Consider the following 14,447-nt stretch of genomic DNA (forward strand, 5'->3'; position numbering starts at 1 on the left):
GTCGCCAAATGACATTTTCAGTCAGATTTCGGACACCGGGCGAACGCAAGCGGGGCGGGGGAGGTTCCGCTGTTAACTGATCTGCGTTCAGGAGCCGGAGCGCGGAGACGAAAAAAGGGGCGCCCGAAGGCGCCCCCTGGCCGCGGCGCCTATTGGCAGGCGAGGCATTCCTCGTAGTCGGTCTTGGCGATGGCGAAGAGGTCCGGCTGGTTCGGATCCAGTTCTTCCGCCTTGTCCTCGGCGCCGGCGAAGGCGGCGCGCTGAACCGATTTGGAGCGCAGGTAGTAGAGCGACTTCACGCCGCGCTCCCACGCCTGCCAGTGCAGCATGTGCAGGTCCCACTTGTCGACATCGCCCGGGATGAACAGGTTGATCGACTGCGCCTGACAGATGTCGGCCGAGCGGTCGGCGGCCAGTTCGACGACCCAGCGCTGGTCCAGTTCAAAGGCGGTCTTGAAGACACCCTTCTCGTCCTCGTCCAGCTGGTCCAGATGCTGGACCGAGCCTTCGTGCTCCAGGATCGAGTTCCACACCGCCTCGGTGTCGATGCCCTTGGCGGCCAGCAGGCGCGCCAGATAGGGGTTCTTGACCGCGAAGGAGCCCGACAGGGTCTTGTGGGTGTAGATGTTGGCCGGGATCGGCTCGATGCCGGCGCTCGTGCCGCCGCAGATGATCGAGATCGAGGCGGTCGGGGCGATGGCCAGCTTGTGGCTGAACCGCTCCATGACGCCGCGCTCGCGGGCGTCCTCGCAGGGACCCTTCTCCTCGGCCAGCACGCGGCTGGCCTTGTCGGCCTCGCGGCGCAGGTGCTTGAACAGGCGCATGTTCCACGACTTGGCCATGGCGCTTTCGAAGGCCACGCCCTGCGCCTGCAGGAAGGAGTGGAAGCCCATCAGGCCCAGGCCGACCGAGCGTTCGCGGATGGCCGAATAGACGGCGGCCGCCATGTCCTTGGGCGCGCGGCGGATGAAGTCCTCCAGCACATTGTCCAGGAAGCGCATCACGTCCTCGATGAAGCGCGGCTCCTCGCGCCATTCCAGGAAGGTCTCGGCGTTGACGGACGACAGGCAGCAGACGGCGGTGCGGTCGACGCCGCGGTGGTCGACGCCCGTGTGCAGCATGATTTCCGAGCACAGGTTGGACTGCTTGACCTTGAGGCCCAGGTCCTTCTGGTGCTGCGGCATCTGCCGGTTCACCGTGTCGGAGAAGATCAGATAGGGCTCGCCGGTCTGCAGGCGGATCTCGAGAATCTTCTGCCACAGGGCGCGCGCGTCCACCGTCTTGCGGACTTCCTGGGTCTTGGGCGAGACCAGATCGAAGGTCTTGCCGTCGCGCACCGCCTCCATGAAGGCGTCGGTGATGTTGATGCCGTGGTGCAGGTTCAGGGACTTGCGGTTGAAGTCGCCCGACGGCTTGCGGATCTCCAGGAACTCTTCGATCTCGGGGTGGTGGACGTCCAGGTAGACGGCGGCCGAACCGCGACGCAGCGAGCCCTGGCTGATCGCCAGGGTCAGGCTGTCCATCACGCGGATGAAGGGGATGATGCCCGAGGTCTGGCCCGCGCCCTTCACCTTCTCGCCGATGGAGCGGACGCCGCCCCAGTAGGTGCCGATGCCGCCGCCGTTCGAGGCCAGGGAGACGTTCTCGTTCCAGGTGTTCTGGATGCCGTCCAGGCTGTCGCCGACCGCGTTCAGGAAGCAGGAGATCGGCAGGCCGCGATCCGCGCCGCCGTTCGACAGCACCGGGGTCGCCGGCATGAACCACAGCTGGCTCATGTAGTCATAGATGCGCTGGGCGTGGCCGGGGTTCACCACCTCGTCGTCGGCGAAGGCCGTGGCGACGCGGGCGAACATGTCCTGATAGCTCTCGCCCTTCAGCAGATAGCGGTCTTCCAGCGTCTTTTTGCCGAAGTCGGTCAGCAGGTCGTCGCGCGACCGGTCCAGCGTCAGGCCGCGGACCACGGTCAGATGGGGGCGTTCAGCAGCCGTCGACGTATCCGCCGCCAGAGTTTCGACCGTCTTCAGTGCCTCGCCGCCAGCCATGCTCGTCCCTGTCCCTGTACAAACGTCCACACCGGAAAGGGCCGCTGCAACCACATCATCTAGTGGCCGTCTCCCCCGGTAGACCAACATATGGGGCGCAGATGCCTAACGACCCGTCAACGGGGTTGACGATCACATTGTCCGCGAATCGCAGGGATAAGCGGGTGCGGACTGGGGAAAAGGCGGCGGAACGGGCGCGACCGAGCCGCTTCCCCATCGATCACGAACGCGTGAACGGAACGCCCCCGGGAGCTTGGCCGTTGGCGTCCGATGCAAGACCGAATGACGACCCGGCGCGACCATGCGCTGCGCTTCGCCCGCGCCGAGGCCCCTGCCCTGATCGCCCTGGGCATCGCCCTGTCGGCGGTGACGCTTTTCCTCAATGTGGCGGACGAGTCCGGCGAGGCGGGCGGCCAGAGCCTGGACCGCGCGGTCCTGATGGCCATGCGGCCCAATCCGGCGGCGCCCGACCAGCCCTGGGGCCCGTGGTGGCTGCACGAGGCGGCGGCGGACCTGACGTCGCTGGGCGGCATCTCGGTGCTGACCCTGTTCGCCCTGGCGGCGGTGGGCTTCCTGCTGATTTCGCGCAAGTGGCTGTCGGCGTCGCTGCTGGTCGTCGGACTGGCGGGCGGCGTGATGCTGAGCGAGGGACTGAAGGCCGTGTTCGAGCGCGCCCGGCCGCCGGCGCAGTACCAGATCGTGGAGACGCTGAACGCCAGCTTCCCGTCCGGTCACGCCCTGCTGTCCACCGTCTTCTACCTGACCCTGGGCGTCATGTTGACCAGCGCCTTTCCGCAGCGCCGGCTGAAGGCCTATGCGCTGGTCGTCGCCGTGACGGTCGCGGCGGTCATCGGGCTGACCCGGATCTATCTGGGCGCCCACTGGGCGTCCGACGTGATCGGCGGATGGTGCGTGGGCGTGGCCTGGGCCATGACCCTGTGGCTGATCGCTCACGCCCTGCAGCGGTTTCAGCGCAGCCGGGCCATGCCCCTGCGCGACGAGGGGACCACTTCCGCGTGACATCGATTGGAATGTCTCGAAATTAGATTAGATTAACCCTTCAAGACCCGATGGAACCGGCCGCCTGGCCGCCGTCGCAACGGGCGCCGAGGAGGACTGATATGCTGTCCATGATCCTGGCCCTGCTCATCCAGGTCCAGAGCGGCGAGACCGGCGCCCAGAGGGCCGCCCAGACCCAGGCCCAAACCCAGGCGCAGACGCCCGCCTATACGGCGCAGCCCGCCAATGGCGAGACGCGGGCGGCGCTCGAGGGCTGCGTGATGGAAGGCGGCCGCTGGGTGTGTCGCTACACCATGCCGGCGCTGGAGATCGTGCCGACGCCCGGCAGCGGCGCGGCCCAGGTCTATACGAACGCCACGGTGACACCCGCCGGCCCGCCCGCGGCGGTGGCCGCGCCCCCGGCGATCGTGATGCCCGCCCCGACGCTTCCCGCGCCGGCCGTCACCAATGCGCCGGTCGTGGCGGCCGCCGAGGCGGTCTTGGATCCGGGGGTTCTGAACGAGCGGGAGCAGAAGCTGGTCTCGCGCTGCGCGGACGCCGGCTGGGCGTCGCTGTGTCTGCCGGCCGAACGGCGCGAGGCGCGGGCTCTGCGCGACCGTCAGACGGCCTATCAGGCCGTGCGGCTGCAGGTCACCAGCCTGATGGGCCAGAACCAGTGCGATGCGGCCGTTCGCACGGCTTTGCAGACCGGAAACTTGGCCCTGGCCCGAGAGGCGCGGGACTTCTGCGCCGGACAGACCAACGCCGATACGGCCGGCGCCGCGCGCTCGACGCCGCCCGCCTGATGCGTCCAGCGTCCTGAAACGAAAAACGCCGGCCGCTTCGAGGAGCGACCGGCGTGATCTCGTTTGCAGCCTTTGGCTTAGTGCGCCGGCGGAGCCGAGACGCAGGTCGAGCCGTCCGGGCAGTCCGCGAAGTGGACTTGCGGCGGGGCGATGGTGATTTCCGACGGGCGGACGCGGACGTCCGGGCGCTGGACATAGATCTGGGCCGGAGCCACGCGGATCGGCGGGGCGTCGACCCACACCGGCGGGCTCTGGATATAGACGGCGGGCCCTTCGATGTTGATCGGGCGGCTGTAGACGTGAACGCCGGGGGCGTTGACGTAGATGGGCGGCGGCGGTGTCCAGGGACCGTAGAAGGTCACCTCGCGCTCGCAGGCGCAGGCCCCGCCATCGTGCGGCGCCTCGGGGCAACCGTGGTCGTGGTAACCGTCGCCGGCGGCGGCGCTCGAGGCGAGCAGCGCGGCGAGCAGGGTAGCTGTTGCACTCATGAGTAGTCCCCTAACCCTCTGACAAGGCTCATTTTCCCCTGACAGGAGAAATGTCCTGACAGTCCCGGAGCCGCAAAAGCAGCGGTATATTAACCATTGCAGACTGACAAGCCTGCGGCCACGCTTAGGTTCCGCAAGCTGAGCCGGAAAAGACGTTCAGGGCGTCTTTTCAGTGGTATTTCCGGAGACGTGACGCTGATCGAACACAGTTCGAAGTCGGCCGGCGCCCGCAATGGTCTTATTTGAAGGATCGCGTCTCGCGGCGGGCATGCAACCACCAGGCCGGGGGGGTGTCGCGATCGCGGCGTCGCTGACGGCGGACCACATCCATCGCATCGGCGTCCAGCGCGGCCGGGCCATAGGCGACCCGTCCCTCGGACGCCGCCTCGCCGATCGTCTCAATACTTTCCGACACGTAGGAGCCCTCCAAGGCACTGAGAACGAGGACGGAGCGGTCCGAGTTCCGGCACGCCGAGGTCGCAGCGTCCGTCGCACGTAACCGCTGGTTAATCCCACCACCCTAGATTGCAAACGTCAGGGAGCAGCGTCGTGCGCGCATCGAGGTGGAAGGACGAGAGGGGATCGGCGGCGGTGGAGTTCGCGCTGGTCGGACCCCTGCTGATCCTGCTGTTGATCGGCATGGTCGTCTATGGCGGCTGGTTTTGGCTGGCCCAATCGGTCCAGAGCTTGGCCAGCGAGGCGGCGCGGGCCTCCATCGCCGGCCTGGATGTGGCCGAGCGCGACCGCCTGGCGAAGGCCTACGTCCAGGGACATGCCGACGAGCTGGCCGGGCTGAACCCCGCGCGGGCCAGGCTGACGGTGGTCAGCGACGCCGATTCCATCCAGGTCCGCATCGACTACGACGCCCATGACCACCCCGTGATGTCGCTGGCGGGGCTGATCCCTTCGCCGCCCGGCACCATCGCCCGCACCGCCGTCGTGCGGATCGGCGGCTATTGAGGCGGGGGCGATGCGCGGCCTGCTCACGGACCGCCGCGGCGGCATCGCCACCATCGGCGCGGCGGTGGGCGGTGTGCTGTGCGTCATCGCGGCGGTGACCATCGATCTGGCCTCGGTGTCGCTGGAGGCGCGGCGACTGCAAGGCGCGGCGGATCTGGCGGCCCTGGCGGCGGCCCGGGACATGAACCGCGCCGAGCGCGCGGCCCTGGCCACGGCCCGGGCCAATGTCGACAGCGCGGTCGCCGGGGTTGTCAGCCCCGGCCGCTATGTCGCCGATCCTGTCGTGGCGCCGGGCCTGCGATTCACCGCCGGCGGCGCGGGGCCCAACGCCGTGCGGGTGACCCTGACGCGTCAGGCGCCGCTGTATTTCGGTCGCTGGGTGCTGGGGCGGGACACGACGCCGATCTCGCGCTCGGCCACCGCGGCGCTGACGACCGATGAGCCGCGGGCCATGTTCAGCATCGGCTCGCGCCTGATGGCGCTGGACGGCGGGATCGCCAATCAGCTGCTGAGCGGCCTGACCGGCAGCTCGGTCTCGCTGAGCGTCATGGACTACCGGTCGCTGGCCGACGCGAAGGTCAATCTGCTGACGTTCACCGACGCCCTGGCGGTCAAGGCGGGGGTGAAGGCCGGCGATTACGACAGCCTGGCGGACGCGCGGATCGACGTGGGCGAGGCGCTGGCGCTGTTGCGGCCCATCACGGACAGTTCGGCGTCGGGCGCGCTGGGGAAGCTGTCGTCGGCGGCGAGCGGGATGAAGTTGAGGATCAGCGACCTGATCGGCGCCGAGGCGGGCGCGCGGGACGGATTGCGCGGTGCGATGAACGCGCAGGTGTCGGCGCTGGACCTGGTGATGGCGGCGCTGGAGACGGGGGCGGGAGGGCGACAGGTGTCGCTGGCGACCGGGGCGCAGGCGGGACTGGCCGGCCTGGACGTGAAGCTGGCCATCGGCGAGCGGCCGAACAAATCGCCCTGGCTGGCGGTGACCAAGGACGGCGCGCCGGTCGTACGCACGGCGCAGGCGCGGCTCTATCTGCGGGCCAGGACGGCCGCGTCGGTTTCCGGCCTGGCGCAGGCGGACCTGCCCGTGCTGATCGAGCTGGCGGCGGCCGAGGCGCGCCTGGAGGCGATCGACTGCGACGGCGCCGATCGCGTGACGCTGGGCGTGCGGCCGGGGCTGGCGCGGGCGCGGGTGGCCCAGATCGATACGGCCGGCCTGAACGACTTCACCCGCGCGCCGACGGCGACCCCCGCAACGATCCTGAACGTCGCGGGCATCGTGAAGGTGACGGGGGCGGCGGACATCGAGATCGCCTCGCCGGATTTTCGGGCCGAACGCTTCACGCGAGGCCAGATCGACGCCGGCCATGTGCGGACGACGACGGCGACCGGGCCTGTGACCAGCCTGGTGGCCAGCCTGATCGGCCGGCTTCAGCTGACGGTGCATGTGTTGGGGCTAGGTCTGGGCCTGGGCGGCCTGACCCAGGCGCTGGGCGCCGTGCTGACCCCGCTGGGGCCGGTGCTGGACGGCGTGGTCGAGCCGATCCTGGACCTTCTGGGCCTCAAGCTGGGCCAGGCGGACACCCAGGTGCTGGGCGTCAGTTGTCCGGATGGGACGCCGGGCACGCCGTCGCTGGTCGGCTGACGGCGTTCGGGCTCTTAGGCCTGGGCCGGGCGCAGGCCTTCGGAGGCCGGAGCCGCGACGGTGCGGCGCTGGCCGCCCGAGGCGATGATACGGTCGATCCGGGCCTTTTCGGCGCGGAAGGCGGCCAGGTCGGCGCCCGCCAGTTCGGTGCCCTGCTGGGTCTGCACGCCCGCCGGATTGATCCGCTGACCCCGGCGCCAGATTTCGTAATGCAGGTGCGGGCCGGTCGAGGCGCCGGTCGATCCGACGTAGGCGACGATCTGGCCCTGCGTGACGCGCTGGCCGGCGCGCATGCCCGAGGCGTAGCGCGACAGGTGGCCGTAACCGGTCTCAAGGCCGTTGGCGTGGCGGATGCGCAGCCAGTTGCCGTAGCCGCCCCAGCGGCGGGCCTCGACCACCACGCCGTCGGCGGGGGCCACGACCGGCGTGCCGGTGCCGGCTGCGAAGTCGATGCCCTGGTGCACCTTGCGGAAGCCCGAGATCGGGTGGGTCCGCACGCCGAAGCCCGACGACACCCGGCGGAAGCTTTGCAGCGGGGTGCGCATCATGGCCGAGCGCAGGTTCTTGCCCGAGGCGTCGAAATACTGGGCCTCGCGGGCGCCGGCCGGCTGGAAGCGATAGAAGGTGACGCCCTTCAGTTCGGCGTACAGCAGGTCGCCGGTCGAGACCGTGCGGCCCGATTCCGTCGAGGTGCGGTCGAACACCAGGGTGAACTGGTCCGACGAACGCACGTCGCGCTGCATGTCGAACTTGTGGCCGAACAGCTGGCTGGCGCGGCGCACGATGGCGGCCGTCGCGCCCATGCCGCGGGCCGTGGCCGACAGCGAACGCTCGACATCGCCCTGCAGGACGGTGGTTTCCTCGGTGACCTTCTCGTCCAGCGACCGCAGGCGCAGGGCGCCGTCGAAGCTGCGCGACACGGTCAGCTGGCTGGCCGGGCCGGTCCGCATGGTCAGGCCGATCAAGCGGGCGTCGCCGCGGCCGCCGCGCGGACGGGCGATGGCGGTCTCGAACTTCAGACCGGCGCGCATGGCCGAGACGTCGAAGGCGTTGGAAATGGTGGCGGCGACGGCCGAGGCTTCTTCCGGCGCGACGCCGGTGCGGCGCACGGCCTGCTCGAAGGTCTCGCCCTTGCGGATCTGGACGGGGATGGCTTCCGGCGTCTCGAGCCCGGCAGGGGCGCCGGCGGAGGCGAAGGCGCGCGCTTCGAGCGCGGCGATCTGGGCGTCGGAGAGGCTGGGCGCGCTCTCGCTGGCGTGGGCGGGTTGATAGACGCGGCCGGCCAGAAGGGCGACCGACACTGCTGCAACCGCCGTGAAGACGTGCGGCGCGAGGCGCATCGGCTGGCGGCGCGGATCGAACTGAGCCATCGGTCCCCGGTATTCGACGACGCCATTCGGCGCCAAGCCACTGAGAAGCAAAGATCGCGCCCCAGAGCCCCGGGGATGCGAAGGCGGTCCTATACCTCGACCGGCCCATTGTTGGAAGGCGGCCGTTACAAACGGTTAACACGCGTGAAGCTTGATAAGGCGCTAGAATGCTTGAGCTTGGCGAGGGCGCGTGAACCCTCGGCCGATCGGAATGTTTCCTAAGCCGCCGTGTCGGACGCGCATCCGGTCGACGGCGGAATCTCGGCCCTGTAAGGATCGACGCTTGAGAGCCTGTCTTCAGAGGCCGTCGCCTGTCCCGTTTCGACACGAGCCCGTTTCGTGACCGCTAACAGCCCGTCGCCCAGGCCACGCAATGGCTACGTTGCGACGATGCGACGCACATTGCAGGTCGGAACAATTGTGTTGCTGGCCCTTGTGGTTGTCGCGGCCGCGCTGTGGCTCAACCGCCGGTATGTGGCGCGCGAGGTCCTGGTCGGATGGCTGGACCGCAAGGGCGTGCCGTCGCAAGTCGACATCGAGCGGCTGGAGCTGAACGGCTTCACGGCCAGGGTGCGCATCGGTGATCCGAACCGACCGGATGTCACCGTCGAGCGGGTCGAGGTCGATTACGCCATCGCCGCGCCCTGGAGCCGGACGGGCCTGGGCCTGGCCCCCAGCCGGGTGCGTCTGGTGCGGCCGGTGCTGCGCGCGCGATGGGTGAACGGCAAGCTGTCGCTGGGTTCTCTGGATCCGCTGGTGGACAGCTTCACCAGCAAGCCGCCCCGCCCGGACAGCACGTCTCCGGTCGTCATCGTCGAACAGGGCCGCGTGGACGTGACCACGGAATACGGGCCGGTCGCCGTGCTGGGCGACGCACGGATGGTGGACGGCAAGCTGATGCGGCTGGTCGCCCGCGTGCCGGCGGCGTCGTTGAAGAGCGGCGAGACCGAGGCGCGGGGTCTGGCCGGGTCGATCGACCTGACCACCACCGGCGACCGCGTGGCGGTTCGGCTGGATCTGGCGGCGCAGGCCGCGCGGATGGGGCAGGCGAGGGGCGAGACGCTGGCTCTCTCGCTGAACGGCGACCTGCCATACCCGGACCTGAAGCGGCGGCGCGGCGACGGACGGGCGGTGTTGAACGGCCATCTGACGGCAGGGCGACTGGGGGGCGGCGGGACGGACCTGCACGGCGCCGATCTGCGGCTGGCCTTCGACGGTCAGACGACGGGGTGGCTGGAGGCCTTCCGCGTCGAGGGCCGCAGCGACGCAGCCCTGACCGCCGAGCGGATCAGCGGCGCCGCGACCGGGCGACGACTGTCGCTGGCGACCCGCCAGGCCGAACTGCGCATTGAACGCGGCGACCAAGGCGTCGGCTGGCGGCTGGACGGGCCGGCGACGGTGCAGACCGCGTCGATCGCAGGCATGGGGGTGTCGAGCGAAGGGCTGACCCTGAGCTCGCAAGCCCTGACGCTGGGCGGCGGATCGGACGGGTTCGAGGCGACGGGGCCGGTCGACGTGGCGGCGGGACGATTGGCCTACGACGCACTGTCGCTGCGCCAGGTCAGCGGGCGGCTGAACGCCGACGTCACCCTTCAGGGCGCGACCAATGTGCGGGTGAACGGCGGGCTTCAGGCGGCGGGCGGCGCCTGGCCGCTGTTCGGGCCGGCGACCAAGGACGATCTGCCCGAACTGGCCGCGCTGAAGCGGGCGCTGGGCGACTTTTCGCTGGCCGCGCCCGACCTGCGGCTGGTCAGCGGCGGATCGGGCACGACGGTGTTTCTGGGCGCGCCGGTGCGGGTCGCGCCGCGCAACGGCGGCGTTCTGACCGTGACGTCCGCAGGCGAGCCGGTCTTCTCGGCCCGCAACGGCGAACGGGGCGGCGGGGCGCTGAACCTGACGGCGACGCGCGGTCGCGGGCTGCCGCTGCTGCGCGCCTCGGTCCCGCGCTGGAGCCTGACCTCCGGCGGCTTCTCGGCGAACCTGAGCGCCCATGCAGAATGGGACTTCGGTCCGGCGCGCGGGCTGACGCTGGATACGCGCGGCGTGTTGGCGACCGACGACGGGCGGCTGACCTATCGTCTGGTGGGCTGCACGCCGGTCAGCATCGCCACCCTGGACTTCGACGAGAACGACGCCGAGGCGGTGTCCGCTCGCGTCTGCGCCGAGGGTGGCCAGCCGCTGGTCAGCGTGGTGGACGGGCGGTGGACGGCGCGGGGCCGGTTCGAGGACCTGGACGCCGATGCGCCCTTCCTGGAGACCCGCGCCCGCGATGCATCCGGCCGCTTCACCGCCACCGGCGGTCCGCAAGGTCTGGGGCTGGATGCGACCGTCGCGGCCGCGCGCGTCGAGGACATGACCACGCCGCGCCGGTTCAATGCGCTGAGCGGGACGGGCCGGGCGACCTTGGCCGGCGAGCGGTGGTCCGGCGACTTCGCCCTGGCGCACGGCCAGACCCCCCTGGCGCACCTGACGCTGAGCCACGACGGGCTGAGCAGCGTCGGTGGCGTGGTCATCGACGCGCCGAACGTGACCTTCGTCGAGGGCGGACTGCAGCCCTCGGACCTCAGCCCTCTGGCCGGTCAGTACGCCAAGTCACCGGCCACGGGCCGCGCCGCCTTCGAGGGCCGCATCGGCTGGACGGCCGACGCCGGGGCGGGGACCAGCAGCGGGCGCCTGGTGCTGGATGACCTGGATTTCACCAGCCCGGCGGGACCGGTGAAGGGACTGAACGGCGAGATCGTCTTCACCAGCCTGACGCCCCTGATCACCGCACCGGACCAGCATCTGCGGGTGGACCGGATCGAAACCCCGGCGCTGCTGACCGACGTCGATGTCGGCCTGTCGCTGGACGCCGACGCCATCACCCTGACCTCAGGGCGTCTCAGCGCGGCGCAGGGAACGGTCAGCATCGAACCGCTACGCCTGCCGCTGACGCCGGGCGGATCGTATCAGGGGGCGATCGTTCTCGACCGGGTGCAGTTCGGCGACCTGATCGCCGGCGCCGGTTTCGGCGATACGGTCGAGATGGACGCAGTGGTCTCGGGCCGCCTGCCGTTCGCGGTCGACAACGGCGCCTTCAAGATCCTGGGCGGCACGCTGAACGCGGTTCAGCCGGGGCGGCTGTCGATCAAGCGCCAGGCGCTGGACGGGCTGGAGGCCGGAGGCGGGGGCGAGGAACTGCCGCCGTCCACCGTCGAGGACCTGGCCTATCAGGCGATGGAGAATCTGGCCTTCGACACCCTGACCGCCAATGTGAACAGCGAAGGCTCGGACCGGCTGGGCGTCAACTTCCACATCGTCGGGCGCCACGATCCGCCGCAGCGGCAGGAGCTGCGCCTGACCTTGGCCGAGCTGATCAGCCGGGAGTTCCTGAAGCGCGAGCTGCCGCTGCCGTCCAACACCGGCATCGACCTGACGCTGGATACGACGTTCAACATCAACCAGATCATCTCCGATCTGCTGGCCATCGACCGCGCGCGCCGCGGCGAACCAGACACGCCCGCGGCCGTACCGGCTCCATCGCCTTGATAAGCTCAGCCCGGCCGTTCAGAACCCGTTCAGCCTCGAGCGCGTTATTAGGACGCGACGACAACGCCTTTCGGAGCCGCGACATGATCAACAAGCGCCGTTTCGCGGCCCTGATGGGCTTCACGGTCCTGGGCTTGAGCGCCGCCTGCGCGCCGACCATCCGCCTGGAGGTCGCGCCGATCCAGATCTACGCCAAGCTGGACGCCGACGTCCGCGTCCGCCTCGACCAGGAGCTGCAAACGCTCCTGCAAGAAAACCCCAACCTGTTCTGATCGGGATGACCGCCATGACCTTCCGCAAGCTCTTCGTGATCGGCGCCGCCGTCGCGGCGCTCGGTGTGGCCGCCACTTCGGCCTTCGCCCAGACCAACGCCCAGAAGTCCCTGATCGACGCCGCCAAGGCGGCCGGGACCGTCGGCGAACAGTCCGACGGCTTCATCGGCTTCCGCGTCGGCCCGGGCAGCCCCGATCTGCGCGCCGCCGTTCAGGCGACCAACTCGGGTCGGTCGGCGCTCTACGCCCGCTCAGCCGCCGAAGCCGGCACCTCGGCCGACGTCGCCGGCGCGCGGATGTTCCAGAGCCAGCTGTTGCCGCGCATCTCCTCGGGCCAGTGGTATCGCAACGACCAGGGCCAGTGGGTCCAGCGCTAGGCTGAGTTCGCCATGCCCCGCCTGATGCGTTTTCTCGGGCGGCTGGCCATCGCGCTCGCCGTCGCGGGCGTGTTCACCGTATTCGTGGCCTGGGTCTGGGGCCTGATCGGCGGGGGCGATCTGAGCCTGCACGGCTGGATCGCCATGAGCATCGGCATCGCCGGAACCGTCTGGCTGGCCTGGCTGCTGATGGACCTGGCGTTCCGGTCTGACCGTGAAGGCTGGGACGACCGGGTCGACAACTCGCTGGATCCGGGACGGGACCAGGACGACTGATCGTTCTCCGCCCTCTGGGCGGAGACAGGTGCCGTAAGGCGCCAGAGGCGGGCTCGAAATGGCCAGTCCTGACGTTGCCCGCCTCTGCTCGCTTCGCTCGCTGTCTCCGCCCAGGAGGCGGAGAGCGTCCCGCGCCTTGAGGACTAGCGCCGCCGCATCCCGCCCAGGATGCCGCGCAGGATTTCGCGGGTGATGGTCGAGCCTGCCGTACGCAGCACCGATTTGGTGAGGGCTTCCATCGGCGTCTGACGTGTCGAGGCGCGTGGCTTGGGCGCGGCGCGTTCTCGCGGGGCGGGAGCGGGGGCCGGTGCGCGGGTGCGAGACGGGGCAGGGGCGGGCTCGGGCGCAGCCTGCTGTTCGATCCGTTCGGCCTGGGCGCGGCGGGCGGCCAACACCTCTTCAGCCGACTCGCGATCCACCACTTGATCGTAGAGACCCTTCACGGAACTGGTCGCCATGACCTGTGCGCGCTCGGCGTCGGTGGCCGGGCCCAGGCGCGAATCCGGCGGGCGGATCGAGGTGCGGGCGACCACGCTGGGCGCGCCCTTTTCGTCCAGCACCGAGACCAGCGCCTCGCCGACGCCCAGACCTTGGATGGCCTCGGCGGTGTCGAAGGCGGGGTTGGGGCGGAAGCTTTCGGAGGCGGCGCGCAGACCGCGCTGTTCGGCCGGGGTGTAGGCGCGCAGGGCGTGCTGGATGCGGTTGCCCAGCTGCGCCAGGACGCTGTCGGGGATGTCAGCCGGGTTCTGGGTGACGAAATAGACGCCCACGCCCTTGGAGCGGATCAGGCGCACCACCTGCTCGACCTTCTCGCGCAGGGCGTCCGGCGTGTCGTTGAACAGCAGGTGGGCCTCGTCGAAGAAGAAGACCAGGCGCGGCTTCTCCGGGTCGCCGATCTCGGGCAGCTGTTCGAACAGCTCCGACAGCAGCCACAGCAGGAAGGCGGCGTACAGGCGCGGGCTGTTCATCAGACGGGTGGCGTCCAGCACATTGACCTGGCCCCGTCCGTCCAGGCCAGTGCGCATCATGTCCTCCAGCCGCAGGGCTGGCTCGCCGAAGAACGCTTTGCCGCCCTGCTGCTCCAGCTGGAGCAGCGAGCGCTGGATGGCGGCGATGGAGGCGGGGGCGACGTTGCCGACCTCGCGCCCGATCCGCTCGGCGTTCTCGCCCACGTAAGTCAGCAGGCTGCGCAGGTCATCGAGGTCGAGCAGCAGCAGTTTTTCGGTGTCGGCGACGTGGAAGACGACCGACAGCACGCCCTCCTGCACGTCGTTCAGGTTCAGCATCCGCGCCAGCAGCACCGGGCCGATCTCGCTGACCGTCGTGCGGATGGGGTGGCCCTTCTGGCCGTACAGGTCCCAGAAGACGGTGGGCGCGGCCTTGGGATTGAGCGTCAGTCCCATGCCGGCGGCGCGGGCCAGCAGCTTCTCGCTCGGCGTGCCGATCTGGCTGATGCCCGACAGGTCGCCCTTCACGTCGGCGCAGAAGACCGGCACGCCCGCGTCCGAGAAGCCCTGGGCCATGATCTGCAGGGTCACCGTCTTGCCGGTGCCGGTCGCCCCCGCCACCACGCCGTGCCGGTTGGCGCGGTCGAAGCGCAGGATCTGGGGCGCATCGGCCTGGCCCAGGAAGACGCCGGTGTCGGACATGGAAAGCTCCTTGCAGTCCTGCCTCTCTAGGACGG

Annotated in this window: 13 protein-coding genes; 8 read left to right on the forward strand and 5 right to left on the reverse strand. The window is 69.8% G+C overall.

Annotated elements, in window-relative coordinates; all coding sequences use genetic code 11:
• Nucleotides 1-149 precede the first annotated feature (149 nt).
• Nucleotides 150-2,042, reverse strand: coding sequence for a ribonucleoside-diphosphate reductase subunit alpha (locus ASG17_RS02280; protein WP_056098547.1), 1,893 nt, complete (start codon nucleotides 2,040-2,042; stop codon nucleotides 150-152).
• Nucleotides 2,043-2,324: 282 nt separating this feature from the next.
• Here ASG17_RS02280 and ASG17_RS02285 point away from each other — a divergent pair, with 282 nt between their 5' ends.
• Both ASG17_RS02285 and ASG17_RS02290 read left to right on the forward strand, forming a co-directional pair.
• Nucleotides 2,325-3,062 (forward strand): phosphatase PAP2 family protein, encoded by a 738-nt coding sequence (locus tag ASG17_RS02285; protein WP_235560337.1) that lies wholly within the window; start codon nucleotides 2,325-2,327, stop codon nucleotides 3,060-3,062.
• Between the two features lie 101 nt (nucleotides 3,063-3,163).
• The gene (locus ASG17_RS02290) at nucleotides 3,164-3,847 is read left to right on the forward strand and encodes a hypothetical protein (RefSeq protein WP_056098553.1); all 684 of its coding nucleotides are present in this window, start codon (nucleotides 3,164-3,166) and stop codon (nucleotides 3,845-3,847) included.
• A gap of 77 nt (nucleotides 3,848-3,924) precedes the next feature.
• On the opposite strand, the gene ASG17_RS02295 is transcribed toward ASG17_RS02290, so the two are convergent.
• Nucleotides 3,925-4,335, reverse strand: coding sequence for a hypothetical protein (locus ASG17_RS02295; RefSeq protein WP_056098555.1), 411 nt, complete (start codon nucleotides 4,333-4,335; stop codon nucleotides 3,925-3,927).
• Between the two features lie 238 nt (nucleotides 4,336-4,573).
• Complete coding sequence (locus tag ASG17_RS15375) at nucleotides 4,574-4,750, reverse strand: hypothetical protein (protein WP_156367703.1); 177 nt, start codon at nucleotides 4,748-4,750, stop codon at nucleotides 4,574-4,576.
• Nucleotides 4,751-4,884: 134 nt separating this feature from the next.
• On the opposite strand from ASG17_RS15375, the gene ASG17_RS02300 reads away from it, so the two are divergent.
• Together ASG17_RS02300 and ASG17_RS02305 are read left to right on the forward strand one after the other, a co-directional pair.
• A complete protein-coding gene (locus tag ASG17_RS02300) occupies nucleotides 4,885-5,295 on the forward strand; it encodes a TadE/TadG family type IV pilus assembly protein (protein WP_056098557.1) in 411 nt (136 codons plus the stop codon).
• 10 nt (nucleotides 5,296-5,305) lie between these two features.
• On the forward strand, nucleotides 5,306-6,940 hold the full coding sequence (locus ASG17_RS02305; protein WP_056098559.1) for a TadG family pilus assembly protein: 1,635 nt from the start codon (nucleotides 5,306-5,308) through the stop codon (nucleotides 6,938-6,940).
• A 14-nt stretch (nucleotides 6,941-6,954) separates the two neighbouring features.
• On the opposite strand, the gene ASG17_RS02310 is transcribed toward ASG17_RS02305, so the two are convergent.
• Nucleotides 6,955-8,310: a M23 family metallopeptidase gene (locus ASG17_RS02310; RefSeq protein ID WP_056098561.1), complete on the reverse strand. Its 1,356-nt coding sequence runs from the start codon at nucleotides 8,308-8,310 to the stop codon at nucleotides 6,955-6,957.
• A gap of 420 nt (nucleotides 8,311-8,730) precedes the next feature.
• Here ASG17_RS02310 and ASG17_RS02315 point away from each other — a divergent pair, with 420 nt between their 5' ends.
• From ASG17_RS02315 to ASG17_RS02330, 4 genes are all read left to right on the forward strand, one after another.
• The gene (locus ASG17_RS02315) at nucleotides 8,731-11,838 is read left to right on the forward strand and encodes a YdbH domain-containing protein (RefSeq protein ID WP_235560338.1); all 3,108 of its coding nucleotides are present in this window, start codon (nucleotides 8,731-8,733) and stop codon (nucleotides 11,836-11,838) included.
• Nucleotides 11,839-11,921: 83 nt separating this feature from the next.
• On the forward strand, nucleotides 11,922-12,110 hold the full coding sequence (locus ASG17_RS02320; protein ID WP_056098564.1) for a YnbE family lipoprotein: 189 nt from the start codon (nucleotides 11,922-11,924) through the stop codon (nucleotides 12,108-12,110).
• Between the two features lie 14 nt (nucleotides 12,111-12,124).
• Nucleotides 12,125-12,487, forward strand: a complete 363-nt coding sequence (locus ASG17_RS02325) for a YdbL family protein (RefSeq protein WP_056099003.1) — start codon at nucleotides 12,125-12,127, stop codon at nucleotides 12,485-12,487.
• Nucleotides 12,488-12,499: 12 nt separating this feature from the next.
• Nucleotides 12,500-12,763 (forward strand): hypothetical protein, encoded by a 264-nt coding sequence (locus ASG17_RS02330; RefSeq protein ID WP_056098566.1) that lies wholly within the window; start codon nucleotides 12,500-12,502, stop codon nucleotides 12,761-12,763.
• A 143-nt stretch (nucleotides 12,764-12,906) separates the two neighbouring features.
• Here the strand turns inward: ASG17_RS02330 and ASG17_RS02335 are convergent, their stop codons facing one another.
• On the reverse strand, nucleotides 12,907-14,412 hold the full coding sequence (locus ASG17_RS02335; RefSeq protein ID WP_056098569.1) for a helicase HerA-like domain-containing protein: 1,506 nt from the start codon (nucleotides 14,410-14,412) through the stop codon (nucleotides 12,907-12,909).
• Nucleotides 14,413-14,447: the final 35 nt, after the last annotated feature.

Origin of the sequence: Brevundimonas sp. Leaf363, assembly GCF_001424025.1 — a bacterium.
Lineage (GTDB): Bacteria > Pseudomonadota > Alphaproteobacteria > Caulobacterales > Caulobacteraceae > Brevundimonas.